General features: G+C 37.9%; 15 protein-coding genes and 10 pseudogenes. 14 read left to right on the top strand and 11 right to left on the bottom strand.

The genetic code is table 11. From position 1 onward, the window contains the following. Positions 1 to 245: 245 nt before the first annotated feature. The 3 genes and pseudogenes from AYJ55_RS13155 to AYJ55_RS13170 form a co-directional block, all read left to right on the top strand. Complete coding sequence (locus AYJ55_RS13155; protein ID WP_063654070.1) at positions 246 to 1,286, top strand: IS481 family transposase; 1,041 nt, start codon at positions 246 to 248, stop codon at positions 1,284 to 1,286. A 529-nt stretch (positions 1,287 to 1,815) separates the two neighbouring features. Next, positions 1,816 to 2,203, top strand: a pseudogene (locus AYJ55_RS36060) (DDE-type integrase/transposase/recombinase); the annotation flags it as partial. 250 nt (positions 2,204 to 2,453) lie between these two features. Next, positions 2,454 to 2,892 (top strand): annotated as a pseudogene (locus tag AYJ55_RS13170) (transposase); the annotation flags it as partial. A 161-nt stretch (positions 2,893 to 3,053) separates the two neighbouring features. Here AYJ55_RS13170 and AYJ55_RS29030 read toward each other — a convergent pair. From AYJ55_RS29030 to pabB, 3 genes and pseudogenes are all read right to left on the bottom strand, one after another. Further along, a pseudogene (locus tag AYJ55_RS29030) lies at positions 3,054 to 3,186 on the bottom strand (serine dehydratase beta chain); the annotation flags it as partial. Positions 3,187 to 3,341: 155 nt separating this feature from the next. Continuing rightward, positions 3,342 to 3,878: a CoA pyrophosphatase gene (locus tag AYJ55_RS13175; RefSeq protein ID WP_245677375.1), complete on the bottom strand. Its 537-nt coding sequence runs from the start codon at positions 3,876 to 3,878 to the stop codon at positions 3,342 to 3,344. Between the two features lie 38 nt (positions 3,879 to 3,916). Then, positions 3,917 to 5,278, bottom strand: coding sequence for an aminodeoxychorismate synthase component 1 (pabB, locus tag AYJ55_RS13180; protein WP_063656867.1), 1,362 nt, complete (start codon positions 5,276 to 5,278; stop codon positions 3,917 to 3,919). 321 nt (positions 5,279 to 5,599) lie between these two features. On the opposite strand from pabB, the gene AYJ55_RS29035 reads away from it, so the two are divergent. After that, a complete protein-coding gene (locus tag AYJ55_RS29035) occupies positions 5,600 to 5,851 on the top strand; it encodes a YoaH family protein (protein ID WP_063656869.1) in 252 nt (83 codons plus the stop codon). Positions 5,852 to 5,880: 29 nt separating this feature from the next. Further along, complete coding sequence (gene yebF, locus AYJ55_RS13190) at positions 5,881 to 6,258, top strand: protein YebF (RefSeq protein WP_063656870.1); 378 nt, start codon at positions 5,881 to 5,883, stop codon at positions 6,256 to 6,258. Positions 6,259 to 6,318: 60 nt separating this feature from the next. Here the strand turns inward: yebF and AYJ55_RS34650 are convergent, their stop codons facing one another. Beyond that, positions 6,319 to 6,441 carry a hypothetical protein gene (locus AYJ55_RS34650; protein WP_281181140.1) on the bottom strand — a complete coding sequence of 41 codons (123 nt, stop codon included), beginning with the start codon at positions 6,439 to 6,441 and terminating at the stop codon, positions 6,319 to 6,321. Positions 6,442 to 6,952: 511 nt separating this feature from the next. Between AYJ55_RS34650 and ftnA the strand changes: the two genes are divergently transcribed. The 4 genes and pseudogenes from ftnA to AYJ55_RS13210 all read left to right on the top strand — a co-directional run bounded on the left by ftnA (position 6,953) and on the right by AYJ55_RS13210 (position 8,703). Further along, complete coding sequence (gene ftnA, locus AYJ55_RS13195) at positions 6,953 to 7,456, top strand: non-heme ferritin (RefSeq protein WP_063656871.1); 504 nt, start codon at positions 6,953 to 6,955, stop codon at positions 7,454 to 7,456. Between the two features lie 183 nt (positions 7,457 to 7,639). After that, positions 7,640 to 7,843 (top strand): annotated as a pseudogene (locus AYJ55_RS13200) (DUF2511 domain-containing protein); the annotation flags it as partial. Positions 7,844 to 7,880: 37 nt separating this feature from the next. Next, entirely contained in the window at positions 7,881 to 8,246 is a 366-nt protein-coding gene (locus AYJ55_RS13205) for an IS630 transposase-related protein (RefSeq protein WP_063653415.1), read from the top strand. Further along, positions 8,215 to 8,703 (top strand): IS630 family transposase, encoded by a 489-nt coding sequence (locus tag AYJ55_RS13210; RefSeq protein ID WP_063653499.1) that lies wholly within the window; start codon positions 8,215 to 8,217, stop codon positions 8,701 to 8,703. The genes AYJ55_RS13205 and AYJ55_RS13210 overlap by 32 nt, the downstream gene beginning before the upstream one ends. Here AYJ55_RS13210 and AYJ55_RS29040 read toward each other — a convergent pair. Next, the gene (locus AYJ55_RS29040; protein WP_162505555.1) at positions 8,634 to 8,900 is read right to left on the bottom strand and encodes a hypothetical protein; all 267 of its coding nucleotides are present in this window, start codon (positions 8,898 to 8,900) and stop codon (positions 8,634 to 8,636) included. The genes AYJ55_RS13210 and AYJ55_RS29040 overlap by 70 nt on opposite strands. 520 nt (positions 8,901 to 9,420) lie before the next feature. Here AYJ55_RS29040 and AYJ55_RS13215 point away from each other — a divergent pair. The 3 pseudogenes from AYJ55_RS13215 to AYJ55_RS13225 all read left to right on the top strand — a co-directional run. Next, positions 9,421 to 10,237 (top strand): annotated as a pseudogene (locus AYJ55_RS13215) (IS3 family transposase); the annotation flags it as partial. A 17-nt stretch (positions 10,238 to 10,254) separates the two neighbouring features. Further along, a pseudogene (locus AYJ55_RS13220) lies at positions 10,255 to 10,434 on the top strand (transposase); the annotation flags it as partial. A 95-nt stretch (positions 10,435 to 10,529) separates the two neighbouring features. Further along, positions 10,530 to 11,571 (top strand): annotated as a pseudogene (locus AYJ55_RS13225) (IS481 family transposase). A 44-nt stretch (positions 11,572 to 11,615) separates the two neighbouring features. On the opposite strand, the pseudogene AYJ55_RS33215 reads toward AYJ55_RS13225, so the two are convergent. Further along, positions 11,616 to 11,783 (bottom strand): annotated as a pseudogene (locus tag AYJ55_RS33215) (transposase); the annotation flags it as partial. 86 nt (positions 11,784 to 11,869) lie between these two features. Between AYJ55_RS33215 and AYJ55_RS13235 the strand changes: the two are divergent. Both AYJ55_RS13235 and AYJ55_RS36065 read left to right on the top strand, forming a co-directional pair. Next, positions 11,870 to 12,613: a transposase family protein gene (locus AYJ55_RS13235; protein WP_063656874.1), complete on the top strand. Its 744-nt coding sequence runs from the start codon at positions 11,870 to 11,872 to the stop codon at positions 12,611 to 12,613. Then, positions 12,613 to 12,660: pseudogene (locus tag AYJ55_RS36065) on the top strand (hypothetical protein); the annotation flags it as partial. The gene AYJ55_RS13235 and the pseudogene AYJ55_RS36065, both read left to right, overlap by 1 nt. A 162-nt stretch (positions 12,661 to 12,822) precedes the next feature. Here AYJ55_RS36065 and AYJ55_RS13240 read toward each other — a convergent pair. The 5 genes and pseudogenes from AYJ55_RS13240 to hisS form a co-directional block, all read right to left on the bottom strand. Further along, a pseudogene (locus AYJ55_RS13240) lies at positions 12,823 to 13,104 on the bottom strand (transposase); the annotation flags it as partial. 263 nt (positions 13,105 to 13,367) lie between these two features. Then, the gene (gene der / locus AYJ55_RS13245) at positions 13,368 to 14,852 is read right to left on the bottom strand and encodes a ribosome biogenesis GTPase Der (RefSeq protein WP_063656876.1); all 1,485 of its coding nucleotides are present in this window, start codon (positions 14,850 to 14,852) and stop codon (positions 13,368 to 13,370) included. A gap of 127 nt (positions 14,853 to 14,979) precedes the next feature. Beyond that, positions 14,980 to 16,158, bottom strand: coding sequence for an outer membrane protein assembly factor BamB (gene bamB, locus AYJ55_RS13250; RefSeq protein WP_063656877.1), 1,179 nt, complete (start codon positions 16,156 to 16,158; stop codon positions 14,980 to 14,982). A 13-nt stretch (positions 16,159 to 16,171) separates the two neighbouring features. Beyond that, on the bottom strand, positions 16,172 to 16,792 hold the full coding sequence (locus AYJ55_RS13255) for a YfgM family protein (RefSeq protein WP_063656878.1): 621 nt from the start codon (positions 16,790 to 16,792) through the stop codon (positions 16,172 to 16,174). A gap of 10 nt (positions 16,793 to 16,802) precedes the next feature. Beyond that, positions 16,803 to 18,080, bottom strand: a complete 1,278-nt coding sequence (gene hisS / locus AYJ55_RS13260; RefSeq protein WP_063656879.1) for a histidine--tRNA ligase — start codon at positions 18,078 to 18,080, stop codon at positions 16,803 to 16,805. Positions 18,081 to 18,174: the final 94 nt, after the last annotated feature.

The raw sequence follows: 18,174 nt of genomic DNA on the forward strand, positions 1-18,174 counted from the left end.
GGATGCGCTGTTTCAATCTCACCACAGGCTTCATCATATTGCGCTTTCTTTTCTAGAGCACTGATTTGTGATTCTGACAGGATAATTCCTTCTGTTGTGATTTTATCTTCAAGCGCTTTTAGGCGTTTTGTAAAATTTTCGAGATTATGTGTATTAGTCTTAACTTAATCCGACAATTCTGATTTAAAAAAGAGCGTTACCGGTTTTAATTAACATCATTAGATAATTAAATAAAAGGTAATTCTATGTATCAAACAAATAATCCTATCATCAAACATAAAGTCGGGTTACTTAACCTCGCTGAAGAGCTTAATAACGTCTCAAAAGCCTGTAAGATTATGGGGGTATCCCGAGATACGTTTTATCGCTACCAGGAACTTGTTAACGATGGTGGGATAGACGCTTTAATTAATCAAAATCGACGGGTGCCTAACGTAAAAAATAGAGTAGATGAACAGATTGAAAGCGCTGTAGTCGAGTATGCGATTGAATACCCTGCACACGGTCAACACCGCAGTAGTAATGAACTAAGAAAAAAAGGCATTTTTGTTTCGGGGAGTGGCGTTCGCTCTATTTGGCTGCGCCATAATCTCGAAAATTTTACAAAACGCCTAAAAGCGCTTGAAGATAAAATCGCAACAGAAGGAATTATCCTGTCAGAATCACAAATCAGTGCTCTAGAAAAGAAAGCGCAAGATGATGAAGCCTGTGGTGAGATTGAAACAGCGCATCCAGGTTATCTGGGTTCACAAGATACTTTTTATGTCGGTCATTTAAAAGGCGTTGGTCGTGTTTATCAACAAACTTACATTGATACTTACAGTAAAGTCGTTCATTGTAAGCTTTACACAACAAAAAGCGCGATAACGGCGGCAGATTTATTAAATGACAAGGTTCTCCCTTTTTATTCCCAGCATGGGTTACCGGTGTTACGTATACTGACGGACAGAGGCAGTGAGTATTGTGGTAAAGTTGAACATCACGATTATCAACTTTATCTCGCTATCAATGATATTGATCATACAAAAACTAAAGCTCGTTCACCTCAAACTAATGGGATTTGTGAACGCTTTCATAAAACTGTATTACAAGAGTTCTATCAGGTGGCTTTTCGTAAGAAAATCTATAGGGCTTTAAATGAATTACAAGCTGATTTAGATAAATGGTTAGCGGAATATAATAACCAACGCACTCATCAAGGAAAAATGTGTTGCGGTCGAACTCCTATGGCAACTTTACACGATGGAAAACAACTTTGGAGAGAGAAAGATTTAAATCAAATTTAACCTGACAGGTACTGTATAAATAACCGGTAACTGTCAGATTAAGTCTGAGCTACTACAACTACAGCGCTTTCAATCTGTTCGTCTACTCTATTTTTTACGTTAGGCACCCGTCAATTTTGATTAATTACACGAGTTTTGCACCAATAAAAAACGCTCTATTTTTAAGTTTAATTCAGCATAATGTCACCGATCATGCAAAACTGATCCTCTTGGTATTATTCGTACATTTTTGTACGGGTAATTTATGTTAATCAAGGAGATATTTGTGGATATTCATGTTCGCTTTGCACAAGGACAAAGCATTCGAAAAATGGCCCGTGAACTGGGCATTTCCCGTAACACCGTAAAACATCATTTACAACAGCAGGAGATGCCAACTTATGCTAAAAGAAGTCAACAATCGAGTAAACTGGCACCCTTTAAACCTTATTTGCTTCAGCGAATTGAATTGGCTAAACCTGATTGGATCCCTGCAACAGTCCTATTTGATGAGGTAGTTGAAAGAGGCTATCAAGGCGGTATTGCTCAGTTACGTCGATTTGTTTGTCAATTTAAACCAAGCATTGTTCCCGAACCTGTCGTCCGTTTTGAAACACAACCAGGTCAACAAATGCAAATCGACTTCACGACCATCCGGCGAGGCGAACGATCACTAAAAGCGTTTGTTGCAACGCTTGGCTACTTCGCGTGCTAGCTATGTAAAGTTCTTTGATAATGAGCGGACAGAAGCCTGGCAGCAAGGTTTAAAAGAAGCTTTCGACTATTTTGGTGGTGTGCCACAGCAAGTATTGTGTGATAACGCAAAAGCACTCATCATCGAACGAGATGCTTATGCAGAAGGTGAACATAAATTGCATGTCGAAATGCTTCAGATGTCGAAAGATTACGGGTTTAAATTGAGCTCTTGCAAGCCATACTGTAGTGGCATACTAAATTTGACCACCTAAGTTGAGGTGATATGCTTACCTCATAATTTTTATAGGTGCCGAAATGAGTAAAATAATTACTGCTGAATTTAAATGTGAAACCGCCAAATTAGTCCTTGACCACTACAGTCCTTGTGCAAAGCGAACATGAATATCCACAAATATCTCCTTGGCTAACATAAATTACCCGTACAAAAATGTACGAATAATACCAAGTGGATCAGTTTTGCATGATCGGTGACACCTTAAACGCCCACCGATATCTGCGTCAAAACTGCGGCATTACCGTGGAGGAGCCGGTTGTCCATCATTACTATGACCACCGGACTGGGCAGCACCGGCAGCAGACCCTGCCTCAGGAAGAGATGATTAGGCGTTATATTAGCTATATTCCGGCGAGGCATTTTAAGATAGTGCGTTACTACGGTTTTTTGTCGAATCGCAAAAGACGCGTGTTATTGCCGAAGGTGTATAAGGCGTTGGAGATGACGGCGCGTAAAAAACCGGAGAAACCTGGTTTTGCCGTGCTGATGAAAGGGTTTCTGCGCACCGATCCGTACAAATGTATTCTGTGTGGTGACAGGCTATTTTTTACCAGCGCCCAGGCTGGCAAACAGGCAATGAAATTGTTGTCAGAAAGACTGGATAACCTGGAGAAAAAACGAGGGTTACTTAGCTAAACCTAGGGTTAATGTCTCTAAAATTAGGGTGTTAGATGAAAAAACACACTATCTGATGAAAATTCGACCTGCAACAGTTTCAATAAACCGATTCTCCCTCCTTTTAGCAATAATGGATGGCTTTTACTCCTCACCTTAAGTGCGATTCAATTTCCTAACCATCGAGTGACGGAGGAAAGTAGATTTTTTTCTACCAATTGATCGACAAATTCTTTACCCGCTTTCATTGGACCAACGGTATGAGAACTGGATGGGCCAATACCTACCTTTAAACATATCGAAAACACTGATCACCCCCTGGAAAAATAAAAACGATAAAGTAATCACTTAAGACTAAATGTTATGGTTGTAATATTACCGTGTTATAATGGATTGCCAGTTTATCGTTTTTTTTGAAATTTACTAGTAGCAGTGAATAAAATAAAAAAATTTTTTATTTTTTGCCTATTCTAAACAAGTTGTAATGCCAATTTATTGAGAATTGTTGCAGTTAATCCCCAAATTAAATATTGATTGTAGCAATAAAAGAACAGACGCTTTTTATGACCTGTATTATTGATCATAATGGAATGATGATGAGTTAAGGTGAGGGAGTGTTTCAGTGGGGCTTCAAAAATAGCGGCTACTTCGGCTGGATTTTTGTAATAAGAAACCTTTGCAGATAGTAATCCAAGAATAGGCGTCACTAAATAGCCACTATGGCTTTTTATTGGCTGCATTTTTCCGAGGATCTGCACCTGCTTTGGCAAAATATTAATTTCTTCATAAGATTCACGTAAGGCCGTTTCAATTAAATTATAATCATCGGGTTCGCGAGCGCCACCAGGAAAAGAAATTTGACTAGCATGAAGGCGTAAGTTATCAGTTCTTTTGGTAAATAGCAGAGTGGGTTCAGGTTTGCAAATAATGGGTAATAGTACGGCGGCACTTTTTTTTGCGCTATCGGTATTAACAGGTTGAGCGGTACTAGGGGCGATAGGTAGTATTAATTGAAATCAGTTAATAAAATTATCTAAAATATTCATTAACGTTGATTATTTTCTAATACGGGTAATATTCGACTCAGTTTATCAAAAGTCTCTTGATACTCTTTTTCGGCGGTACTATCTGCCACAATTCCACCGCCTGCCCAACAATAAAGGTTTTGATTTTCAGTTAATAAAGTACGTATGCTGATGTTTGTATCCATCGTACCGCAGAAACTGATATAACCAATCGCTCCGCAGTAACTATGGCGACGATGAGGTTCAAGTTCATCAATAATTTCCATTGAACGTATTTTCGGCGCGCCGGTAATTGAGCCGCCTGGAAAGCAGGCTTTTAATAGATCAGTGGGATGATAGCTAGAAGGTAATTGTGCAACAATAGTGCTAACTAAATGATGAATAGCCGGAAAAGATTCAACCACAAAAAGTTCTGGTACACTCACTGTTCCTGGTATTGCAACTTTACCAATATCATTACGCAATAAATCAACTATCATTACGTTTTCAGCGCGATCTTTGGTTGATAATTGTAAACGTTTTATCTGCTGTTGATCTTCTTGGACATCAGTCAGCCTAGGTAATGTGCCTTTAATTGGACGGGTTTGAATTGAATTGTCGTTCAGCCAAAGAAAACGTTCAGGGGATACACTGAGCGCACAATGTTGTTCTAAACGAATGAAGGCAGAGAAGGGTGCCTGATTATTTTGATTAAGTTTAAGAAACGCTTCCCATTCATTACCCTGATATTTGGCTTTAAAACGTTGCGCTAAATTAATTTGGTAACAATCACCACCGCGCAAATATTGATGAATTTGGCTAATTTTATGGTGATATTGCTGTCTTGACATGTTACTTTGCCATGGTTCACACATTTGAAACTGTTCAGTTGGTATTTTCGTTTGGTTTTCTAACCAGGACAAGCGTTGTTCAACATTTTGATAACTGAGCAAAGTTACTATTTTTTTATGGTGATCAACAATTAATGCCCAAAGATAAACACCGATCGCCATATCGGGAAAGCTTAATTCTTTCTTAGCAAGTTCGGGCAGAATTTCTATTCGCCGGCCTAAATCGTAGCCCCATATACCTAAAGCTCCGCCTTGGAAAGGAAGATCGCTATTTACTGTGAAAGTGAGATTCAAATGTTGCATTTCACTTTTTAATAGATCAAATGGATCAAGTTCTGAGCTGATTTTTTCATTTTCACGGTGAATTTGCGTGATACTGTCTCTCGTTTCTAATGTGGTTACTGGATCAGCGACTACAATATCAAAACGGTTATGTGGATGGCTTGCATTACCCGAATGTAATAACATTGCCCATGGCTGGTTGGCTATAGCATTAAAATAATTTAAAGCTGTATCTAATGAATAAGGTAATTGAATTTTTTGCAGGCGCATATTTATTAGGCAACGATAAGGGCTATTAACGAATATACTACCATAAAATAACGTTTTTCATAGGCCAAACTATGCTAATGTTATATTTACACGAGTTTCGCACCAATAAAAAAACGCTCTATTTTTAAGTTTAATTCAGCATAATATATAAATAGACAAAATCTCATAAATTAAAAGCAACTTATTGTAATTTAAACAAATTTATACGTTTTAGTAACTTGCAAATTAACCATTGCTTTTAAGCCATTTCTGGAATTTTATATGCCTGTGCGAAACTCGTGATTGATAATGATGTTTAAATAAAAAATGAGTGAAAAATAAATGTTTTCAGATATGCTAACGTTAAATCATCAGGAGCAACAAGAAGCTGCTGAACGTATTCATCAATTGATGGCTGATGGAATGAGTAGTGGAGAAGCGATTGCTTTAGTCGCTAAGGAGATCCGTGCAAAGCATGCTGTTAAAAAGCAAACTGATAACGACCTTAAATTAAGAGAAATAACATTTTTTATGTTATTGCATATTGTTGATATGATGGATATGCCTTACACCTTTAATTATACTTACTTTTAATAAGAAAATGTTTAGGAGTATAGGAGTAAATGAAAGTGATGAAGATGCTTTTTATGTTGCTAGCTATGATATTATCCACGTTAGTATCTTTTTCAATAACAGCTCAGGATATTGAAATTAATGAGGTAAGAACGGCTAAATTCATCAATTGTGATAATTTAAACCCGCAGCAAATTGGCGCAAAAGCGAAGAATGATTTTATTCGAACCCGCTTGCCATACTGGAATAAGGATAAAAAGCTACTTGGTTCGAATGTAGTTGCATGGATAAATAATAATAGCATTACAGCAATCAAACATGGTTATAGAATCCCTTTGAGTGTTAGGGGTACGAGAAAAGATCTTGGCTATCAGGTGATTGTTAATTGCAAGGATGAGACTATTACTTATCAAATTGAAAGCGATTAGCGATTAATAAATTAACAGCAAAAAGTTGTCAGCATATTAACATTTATGGTTATTTTTATATTATTCTTTTCGCGGATCGTAAGGTAATTGATCCAGAGTATGAGAAATTTTGCGAAATAACTTAAGCCGCTTAGAAAATGCACTGCTTGCCTCTGCTTCAACTCTATCGGCAATAACCGGCATATTGTACCTTTACTTTAAATGCCACACTTGCAGCGGTAAGATTATAACTCATACTCGTATTTTCGACCCCATCAAATATGATTTCTACATTAACACGAGTTTCGCACAGGCATATAAAATTCCAGAAATGGCTTAAAAGCAATGGTTAATTTGCAAGTTACTAAAACGTATAAATTTGTTTAAATTACAATAAGTTGCTTTTAATTTATAAGATTTTGTCTATTTATATATTATGCTGAATTAAACTTAAAAATAGAGCGTTTTTTTATTGGTGCGAAACTCGTGATTAATTTTAGTAAAGGAGACATAGTTTGTCTTGAATAAATATGTAACTATTTATTATTTCTATAATATTTTAATAGTGATTGTAATGAAAGTGATCTATTTTAGGCCATTATTTTGATCAAATAATGGTTAATTTTAGTTTTATTTTAATTACAACACCTTTATCATTTGTATAACTGAAGATAATAAAATTGAACTTTTATTTAAAATATAGGAAGCGTGAACAATGTTACAGCAAGAGATGGATAAAAAATTAAATAAACAGCTTAATTTAGAGTTTTTTTCAGCAAATTTCTATCTGCAAATGAGTGCATGGTGTAATTATAAAGGTTTTGAAGGAGCTGCGGTGTTTTTAAAAACGCATTCTCAGGAAGAGATGGGGCATATGCAACGTTTATTTAATTATCTTAGCGATACTGGTGAAATGCCGATATTAGGTCAAATTGATGCCCCACCTGCGGAATTTAATTCTGTAAAAGAGGTTTTTGAAAAAACTTATCAACATGAACAAAATATTACACATGAAATTAATGCACTTGTACATCTTGCATTGGAGATGCAAGACTACTCGACATTTAATTTTTTGCAGTGGTATGTTGCAGAACAACATGAAGAAAAGAAGTTATTCAAATCAATTTTGGATAAGTTTGAGTTAGTTGGTGAAGATGATAAATCACTATTTTTATTAGATAAAGAGTTGAAAGCAATGTCTAACACTGTGCATGTTTAATTTATAACTTCCCACTTTGAATACAAGTGGGAAAATTATTTTCTCTACTATCATTTAGCATTTTGTTTTATCTTTTTTAAACAATCCAAAAATAAAAAACGGTTATAAAAATTATTTCTGATAATATGAATGATATTGTAAGTAATTGTATCTCCTTATTATAAATTATAAGGGAATATTGATATGGTAAAGTTTAGTAGGTTGGTATTACTATTAACAATAACAGTCTCTTTTCCGGTAATTTCATCCCCACCTATTATAACGGTTAGTAAAAAACAGTTTGGTGATAAATGCGTTTTTAAGCGCGAGGAAGTAATGCTTGAGTGTCGCACCAATGGTGCATTATTGGTTATAAATCCTAGTACCTTAATGCAATATCCTCTTAATATAGCTAGGCGACTTAATTTTGATTACAAGGTGTGTTATGAGTTATACAATTGATTTTCGACGTAAAGTAATATCTGTAAGGAAAGCCGAAGGTTTAACAATTCGAGAAACTGCGAAACAATTCCGTATTGGAAAAGCGTCTTTAGTACGTTGGCTTAAACGACCAGAGCCAAAAAATTCAACGCCACGTAAGAGGAAGCTCGATAAAAATGCTTTAGCAAAAGATGTGGAACAGTATCCAGATGCTTACCAAAAGGAACGGGCAGAGCGATTCGGTGTTTGTAAAAAGACTATTTGGCAATCCCTTAAAAAGCTGGGATTAACCTATAAAAAAAACTCTATTCCATCCAAAAACCAACGAAAGCGACAGGCTGGCACATCAGCAAAAAAGACAACAGTATGAAAAAAAAGATAAATCTGTTGTTTTTATTGATGAAAGTGGTTTTTCACATGACACTCCACGAACTCACGGCTATTCCCCAAAAGGTCACCGTTGTTTTGGCCTGAAAAACTGGGGTGCTAAGGGAAGAACAAATGTTATTGGCGCTTTATTGGGAACAACCCTTTTTGCTATCGGATTATTTGATTGCAATATTAATCGTGATGTTTTTTATGTTTGGATCACAAAAATATTGCTCCCAGAACTTCCTGAAAATTCTGTTATTTTTATGGACAACGCTAGCTTTCACAAAGGTAAGAATATTGAACAGGCAATTATAAACGCAGGACACCAGATAGAATATTTGCCTGTGTATTCACCAGATTTAAATCCTATAGAACATAAATGGTCTCAAGCTAAACGTAAAAAGATGGAAACAGGATGCACTATCGATGACCTGTTTTTAATACATATGCTGTAATCAAAATTAAGTCGCCTAGCTATAAATCCTTTCTGCCCTGCACCCATCTGCCGCTCGTGATCTTTTCGATTCTTTTTCCGATAAATCAAATAACAAGCTGAAAATTCAGCGGCTAAATTTTTCAATTCTTCGACTGATAATCCAATGATTGCTTTACATAAACGATTATCTCGTAACAACCGCTCTTTGTTGATCATTTCAAACCGTTATTTTCTAAGTTAAACCTCTTTTTATTGTCTATAGCGTGACAAAAAATGCAAGTCTCTATTCAGCAACTATTTTAGCGATTAGCCGGTGGGTAAGAGCCCTTCGTTTAGAACGTTAAGGGAAAACATCGCCTGGTCTGCCATTAACACCTGAACAAATTGAGTTCAGAGAAATGAAGAAAAAAATCCACCGGCTGGAAATGGAGAATGACATCTTAAAAAAGGCTACTGCGCTCTTAATGTCCGACTCACTGAAAAATTTTCGGTAGTTGAAAAGCTAAGAGTGCTTTATCCGGTGAAAACTTTGTGTCGTATTTTTAATAAGCCTGTTGCTAAATAAGGGCATTAATTAGAATTTATCAAAAAATTAAAAGTTGACTATAAAATAATCACGTTTTAAATTGAAAATAATCCATTTTAGATTAAAAAATAAACCACTCTCGTGTTTTTGAGGTGTATGTGAGTCGTTTTTGTTTAAAGCAGCGTGAGTTCACTATTTGGCAACAGGCTTAATGTTCACCGAAGCAGTTATCGCTATTGGTGTCGGCCTAAGGAGCCAGATATTGAGCGGACGATAAAACGTAGCCTAGTCAGCGAAGCGTGGAACGTTAGTGGCGGCTCTGCTGGCGCAAGGACTATCGCCACGATGGTTACCAATACACACAACGTGAAACTTGGGCGGTGGTTAGCGGGTAAGTTGATGAAAGAATTAATCATCGTCAGTTGCCAAGAGCGAAAACATAAATACAACCGCGGTGGAAATGAACGTATTGATATTCCAAATCTGCTCAATAGGCAGTTCGCTGTTACAAAGCCTGACCAGGTTTGGTGCGGCGATGTAACCTATATTTGGACAGGCTCACGATGGGCCTATCTGGCTGTGGTATTGGATTTGTTTGCCCGAAAACCGGTGGGCTGGGCAATGTCATTTGCACCAGACTCAGAATTAACAGCCAAAGCACTACAAATGGCTTGGGAACCACGTGGGCATCCCAAACAGGTGATGTTCCATAGTGATCAGGGAAGTCATTATACCAGTCGTCAGTATAGGCAGGCATTGTGGCGTTATCAGATGACCCAAAGTATCAGTCGCAGAGGGAATTGTTGGGATAGATAGTCCGATGGAACGATTCTTCCGTAGTCTGAAGACCGAATGGGTGCCAACGACTGGCTACCAAAGCTTTAGTACTGCTCAGTCAGCCATTATTCGCTACATAACCCACTACTATAGCGATATAAGACCTCACTGGTATAACGGTGGATTAACGCCAAACGAATCAGAGCGACTGTTCCGTGAACAGTCAGGTAGGGTGGCCAATTTTAGTTGACCACTACAGACCACTACAAATCGACATCAGGTCAATTTGAACTGAAAACGCCCAGAGACAGGTCAGGTGCTTTTGAGCCTCAGCTCATTAAGAAAAATCAGACAAGATTATCAGAGGATATTGATAACAAAATCCTATCGTTATTTGCATTAGGCATGAGTTATCGTGATATTCAAAAACATGTTGCAGAATTATATGTGTTAGTCTTAACTTAATCTGACAATTCTGATTTAAAAAAGAGCGTTACCGGTTTTAATTAACATTATTAGATAATTAAATAAAAGGTAATTCTATGTATCAAACAAATAATCCTATCATCAAACATAAAGTCGGGTTACTTAACCTCGCTGAAGAGCTTAATAACGTCTCAAAAGCCTGTAAGATTATGGGGGTATCCCGAGATACGTTTTATCGCTACCAGGAACTTGTTAACGATGGTGGGATAGACGCTTTAATTAATCAAAATCGACGGGTGCCTAACGTAAAAAAATAGAGTAGATGAACAGATTGAAAGCGCTGTAGTTGAGTATGCCATTGAATACCCTGCACACGGTCAACACCGCAGTAGTAATGAACTAAGAAAAAAAGGCATTTTTGTTTCGGGGAGTGGCGTTCGCTCTATTTGGTTGCGCCATAATCTCGAAAATTTTACAAAACGCCTAAAAGCGCTTGAAGATAAAATCGCAACAGAAGGAATTATCCTGTCAGAATCACAAATCAGTGCTCTAGAAAAGAAAGAGCAAGATGATGAAGCCTGTGGTGAGATTGAAACAGCGCATCCAGGTTATCTGGGTTCACAAGATACTTTTTATGTTGGTCATTTAAAAGGCGTTGGTCGTGTTTATCAACAAACTTACATTGATACTTACAGTAAAGTCGTTCATTGTAAGCTTTACACAACAAAAAGCGCGATAACGGCGGCAGATTTATTAAATGATAAGGTTCTCCCTTTTTATTCCCAGCATGGGTTACCAGTGTTACTTATACTGACGGACAGAGGCAGTGAGTATTGTGGTAAAGTTGAACATCACGATTATCAACTTTATCTCGCTATCAATGATATTGATCATACAAAAACTAAAGCTCGTTCACCTCAAACTAATGGGATTTGTGAACGCTTTCATAAAACTGTATTACAAGAGTTCTATCAGGTGGCTTTTCGTAAGAAAATCTATAGAGCTTTAGATGAATTACAAGCTGATTTAGATAAATGGTTAGCGGAATATAATAACCAACGCACTCACCAAGGAAAAATGTGTTGCGGTCAAACTCCTATGGCAACTTTACACGATGGAAAACAACTTTGGAGAGAGAAAAATTTAAATCAAATTTAACCTGACAGGTACTGTATAAATAACCGGTAACTGTCAGATTAAGTCTGAGCTACTACATTTAATTCAGGGAGTAATTTGTCAGTAATATGCGTAATAGCTCCATCTGATATTTCCAGTCCATATAATTCTGCAACATGTTTTTGAATATCACGATAACTCATGCCTAATGCAAATAACGATAGGATTTTGTTATCAATATCCTCTGATAATTTTAAAATAGTTGCTGAATAGAGACTTGCATTTTTTGTCACGCTATAGACAATAAAAAGAGGTTTAACTTAGAAAATAACGGTTTGAAATGATCAACAAAGAGCGGTTATTACGAGATAATCGTTTATGTAAAGCAATCATTGGATTATCAGTCGAAGAATTGAAAAATTTAGCCGCTGAATTTTCAGCTTGTTATTTGATTTATCGGAAAAAGAATCGAAAAGATCACGAGCGGCAGATGGGTGCAGGGCAGAAAGGATTTATCCCAACCCCATTAGATAAACTGCTTTTTATTTTATTGTATTTAAAATGTTATCCGACCTATGATTTGCAAGGACTTCTTTTTGGTTTAGATAGAACACGGGTATGTCGCTGGGTAAAAATATTATTGCCGGTTTTAGAGATGACCTTGGGGCGAGAATGTGTTTTGCCCGCTCGTCAAATTCGCTCTGCTGAGGAATTTTTTCGCGCCTTTCCTGGAGTTAAAGACGTCTTTATTGATGGGACAGAGCGACCTGTCCAAAAGCCTAAGAATCTGCGTCGGCGAAAAAAAATGTATTCGGGAAAGAAAAGACAGACCACTCGAAAAGGGCTTATTATGACTGACGAAACGAGGAAAATTGGATTTATCCCCATGATCAAAAATGGGCGCCGTCACGATAAACGCTTACTCGATAAAGTCGATATAATTCGCCATATTCCCCCTGAGGTAACCATCTGGGCCGATACCGGTTTTCAAGGTATAGATAAACAGCATCCTAATACACAAATCCCAAAAAAGGAACTCGAAAAAGACCTTTATCGCCTGAACAAAAACAAGAAAATAAAATAATCTCGGGCATCCGTATTACGGTTGAACACGCCATCGCGGGTATCAAGCGCCTCGGTTGTATGACCCAAATTTTACGGAATCGTAGACCCTTTATTGATGATACCTTTCTACTCCTTAGTGCCGGTCTTTGGAAATTCCATCTCAGAACAGCCTAAAATTTACTTCAATCACCGAAATACCCTTATTTCACTATTAAGCAACACGCTTTTTGTCTGATTTTTCTTAATGAGCTGAGGCTCAAAAGCACCTGACCTGTCTCTGGGCGTTTTCAGTTCAAATTGACCTGATGTCGATTTAACCGTTTTTCGAGTATAGCCATTTTTATGCGTATCGATTGACCTTGTCGATAGGTAGTGTTCTATTTCTGCCTGCAGGGCAGCTTCGGTCAGCTGTTTTATGAGTGGTGTGAGTATTCCATCCGTACCAAGTAAATTTTTACCTGATTGTAATTGCTTCAACGCTTCATCAAAATTAAATGATTGATTTCTCATATGTCATACCTCTTTTTTTTTGAGTTTAAGATATGACACAAATTTTTGAACACTACCGCATTTGGATCGAAGTCTTTACAAAAATCATCCATCAGGCAATAAAGTTCAGTAAGATTTTCCATATTTGTTTAACAATGCTCTACTCTTTAACCAGATTGTTAGAGTATTTTAACGAAATATGCGCATTCAACTATTTGAATAGCAAGACTTTCACTTTATTTCTTATCCCGAACTCAGGTTATTTTTAAGTGTGCAATTTGTCATTAACGTTTTTTAAGATGAGCAATTAGACGTTTACGCTTACGTAGTTGCGTTGGTGTCAATTTATTTTTCTTGCCGGCATAAGGATTAGCGCCTTCTTTAAATTGAATACGAATCGGCGTCCCCATAACCTGTAATGTACGACGAAAATAGTTCATTAAATAACGTTTGTAAGAATCGGGTAATTCAGCAACTTGATTGCCATGGATGACCACAATCGGTGGATTATAACCGCCGGCATGAGCATATTTCATTTTCACTCTGCGACCTCGTATCAGAGGTGGCTGATGTTCTTCTTCTGCCATCTTCATAATACGTGTTAATAAGGCTGTACTTACTCGCCGTGTTGCCGATTCATAAGCTTCATGGATAGACTCAAATAAATTACCAACACCACTACCTTGCAACGCTGAAATAAAATGCACTTTGGCGAAATCCATAAAATCTAATCGCAAATCCAACATATCTTTAACCGATTGACGATCCTCTTGCGACATGCCATCCCACTTATTGACTACAATCACCAGAGAACGCCCTGCATTCAAAATAAAGCCTAGTAATGATAAGTCTTGATCAGAAATACCTTCTCTGGCATCAATAACCAGTAAAACAACATTAGCATCTTCAATTGATTGCAACGTTTTGATCACTGAAAATTTTTCGACCGTTTCAGTTATTTTTCCGCGCTTACGCACACCCGCTGTATCAATCAGTATATATTCATATCCATCCCGTTCCATCGGAATATAAATGCTATCCCGCGTTGTACCTGGCATATCATAAACAACTACCCGATCTTCACCCAAAATACGGTTAGTTAAGGTCGATTTACCAACATTTGGCCGACCAACAATCGCTAACTTAATCGGTAGTGAACGCAGATCAAAGGCTTCTTCTTCACTATTATTGTCAAGCGCCTCTTTCTCCTCCTGAGCAAGCCAATGAGCTGCATTAGCCTCCTCTGGGGATAATTCAATATCATTGGCTAATTTTTGCGGCGAATAGGGAGAAACCACTTTTTCAATCAGTTGAGTAACACCACGTCCATGAGATGCGGCAATGGGATAAATATCCCTGATCCCAAGTGCATAAAAATCACCTAAAACTGTATCAATATCCAAACCATCAGTTTTATTTGCTACCAGGTAACTATCCTTCTTGCGACTGCGCAAATGTTTCGCAATCTCATAATCTGCCGGCATCAATCCTGAACGAGCATCAACTATAAAAAAAACAATATCAGCTTCTTCAATCGCCAGTAAGGATTGAGAAGCCATATGGGTTTCTATCCCCTCTTCTGAACCATCGATACCACCGGTATCAATAATAATGAATTCCTGTCCTGCAAACTCTGCTGTGCCGTATTTTCGGTCACGGGTTAAACCAGGAAAATCAGCAACCAGCGCATCCCTAGTTCGAGTTACTCGGTTAAATAAGGTAGATTTTCCTACATTTGGACGCCCTACTAGCGCAATGACAGGTATCATTTTTAAGATGCCTCATAAAAATTAAAATCGGTATTCTGATTCCAATCTTCAGAATACTAAAAAATAAAACGGCTGCGGAAATCAGCAGCCGTTAATTCTATCTGGAAAATAAGAAAATGTCAGGCAATTAACGTTCAATCAAATATACAGTTCCATCTTTTGCCTGAATGAGTAATTTATCACTGGCAACAATCGGACGGCTGCGTAAGCCAGAACTATCAACTTTATTTTGTGCCACAAATTGACCATCTTGGATATCTAACCAATGAAGATAACCTTCCCCATCACCAACTACTAAATAACCATTATAAATAGCCGGTGCGGTTAAATTGCGATGTAATAAGGCATCTTGAGTCCATAAAGTGACGCCATCATTTTTGCGAATGGCCAGCACACGATCATTTTGATCAACTAAGTAGATAATACCATTGGTAACAATAATATCATTCACCGTGCCTAGATCACGCTTCCAGATAATTTGGCTAGAGCGCATATCCATTGCAACTAAATCACCATTATACGCAACAGCAAAGATAACGCCTGAATTAGTATCAATAACCGGCGTCATATTAACATCGTGCAAACGATCAATTTCCGTTGCACCATGGATCTGAGAAATATATTGTTGCCAGGCAATCTGCCCTTGAGCAAGCATTATGGCACTAATACGACCACCATCACTACCAACAATCGCGACTCCATAAGCGGTAGCTGGCGCTGACTTTCCTCTTACTGATAATGTCGAGGTGTCTAAATTAATACTCCATTTACTTTGTCCAGTCTGTGCATCTAACGCTTGTAACACACCGTTACTGGTATGGATCAATACCAAACCGTCACTGACTACTGGCTGCGAAAGTGCTTCTCCGGCAACATCTGTTTCCCATGCCATTTCTCCATCGGTTTTATTCAATGCGATAACTTTGCCGGTTTCTGTCCCTATATAAAGCTTATCTCCTGAAACCGTTAATCCGCTGGAAAGTAAGGCCGGCAAATTAGCCGTGAAAAAACCAACATGTTCTGATAAATCAATAGACCATAGTATCTCACTTGAATCAACATCCATTGCTTTCACCGTTCCTTTACGATCGGCTGCATAAACAACAGAATCATCGTAAACCGGTGAAAGTTGAGAATAATATTTTCCACTACCATCCCCTATCGAGCGATGCCAGATGATAGAAGGGGTAAATTGATTGTCAACCTCAGGTAAAGGAGACATCACGATAGAATCTTTTTCCGTTGAGCATCCCATTAATAAAGTCATTGCCAACAAACCAACCAAGAGCGTTCTAGCCAATTGCATGTTAATATTCCTCTTAGTTTGGCAAGCTATTAATTTTTATTTTTAATATTGTCTTCATCATTTCAGCTCCACTTGATTCAATTCCTTCAGAATAAGCTGCACGAGCGCCAGCAACATCACCTTTTTTCAATAATACATCGCCACGAATATCTTCAACAATCGTACTCCATCCTTTATCCTGTACTTGAGTCAAAGTAATCAGCGCTTGATCTGTCTTGTTTAAAGCTAACTGTACGCGTGCCAACCTGACATTGATCAAATCTTTAAGATCATCTAATTTTGCTACTGCTAATGCCTTTAGTAATGCTTTTTCTGCACCAGCAATATCACTCTTTTCCACCGCAATTTTGGCAAGTTCAATATTGGTCAATACACCATAAATATTGTTTGTTTCATTAGCAAATTGTTCACCAGCGGCCAGCACTTGTTTTGAACCTGTCTGCAATTGAGATGAAATTTGTTCAAAGGCTTGAGCACTTTCTTGCAAACGATCTGCCTGATGTAATTGCCAATAATTCCAACCAATAATCGCACCAACTCCGACAGCTAACCCAATTACTAACGCTTTGCCATTGTTAACAAAAAAGCGTTTAATAGCATCTATCTGCTCGTTTTCAGTGGTATAGACTTCCACAGAGTCTCCTTTAACCTAAAAGTTCAACCAAACGTACAGCAACATTCTGCTGAGAAATTTTTTCCTGTTCGCCAGTACGCAAATCTTTTATTGTGACTTCATCAGATTGACACTCATCTTCACCTAAAATTAGCGCAATTTTCGCCTGGTATTTATCTGCGCGAGCTAACTGTTTTTTAAAGTTACCGCCGCCATGATGAGTCATTAATTTCAACGCCGGCAATTTATCGCGAATTTTTTCCGCCAGGACTAATATTGCCTGTTGACTTGCCTCACCACAGGCAACCAGATAAACATCAACTAAGGTACAGTCATCAACAAAATCTGGATTAAGCTGTCGCACCAATAACACCATGCGCTCCATTCCCATCGCAAAACCTACCGCGGTGGTCGCTCGCCCACCAAGCTGCACGACCAGACCATCATAACGGCCACCAGCGCATACCGTACCCTGCGCACCTAATGCATCAGTAACCCATTCAAATACAGTACGATTATAATAATTTAAACCACGAACTAAACGTTGATTAATTCGATATTGAACGCCTGCTGCATCAAGTAATTTACAAAGTCCGGAAAAATGTTGTTTCGAGTCATCATCAAGATAATCAGCAAGTAATGGCGCATCATTAAGCAGTTTTTGCACGTCAGGATTTTTTGAATCAAGGATGCGTAACGGGTTAGTCGACAGTCGACGTCGGCAATCTTCATCCAATTTATCTTCATACTGTTGCAAAAAAGTGACTAATGCCTGACGATATTTTGCGCGCGCTGCTAATGAACCAATCGAGTTTAATTCCAGTGAAACATGGTTAGTGATCCCCAACTCACGCCACCAACGTGCTGTCATCATGATAAGTTCGGCATCAATATCGGGCCCGGCTAAACCAAAAACTTCAGCACCTAACTGATGGAATTGGCGATAACGCCCTTTTTGTGGCCGCTCATAACGAAACATCGGGCCTAAATACCATAGACGTTGTTGCTGATTATACAATAAACCATGTTCGATCCCAGCGCGTACACAACCAGCTGTATTCTCTGGACGCAGTGTTAAGCTGTCACCATCCCTGTCATCAAAGGTATACATCTCTTTTTCAACCACATCAGTGACCTCACCTATTGCGCGAGAAAATAATGAGGTTTGCTCTACGATGGGAGTTCGAATCTCACTAAAACCATAACTAGCAAGGATTTGTTTTAATTTGTTTTCAATTTTTTGCCAGAATTGAATATCGGCAGGAAGACAGTCATTCATACCGCGAATAGATTGAATGTTTTTAGCCACGTTATTTCTCTATTTAAAAATCTACCATAATATGGATTATAAAAGTGAATATTAACAGGGTGCAATGCATAAACAAAATCGGCTCATTACTCTA

It is taken from the genome of Candidatus Arsenophonus triatominarum, from assembly GCF_001640365.1.
Lineage (GTDB): Bacteria > Pseudomonadota > Gammaproteobacteria > Enterobacterales > Enterobacteriaceae > Arsenophonus > Arsenophonus triatominarum.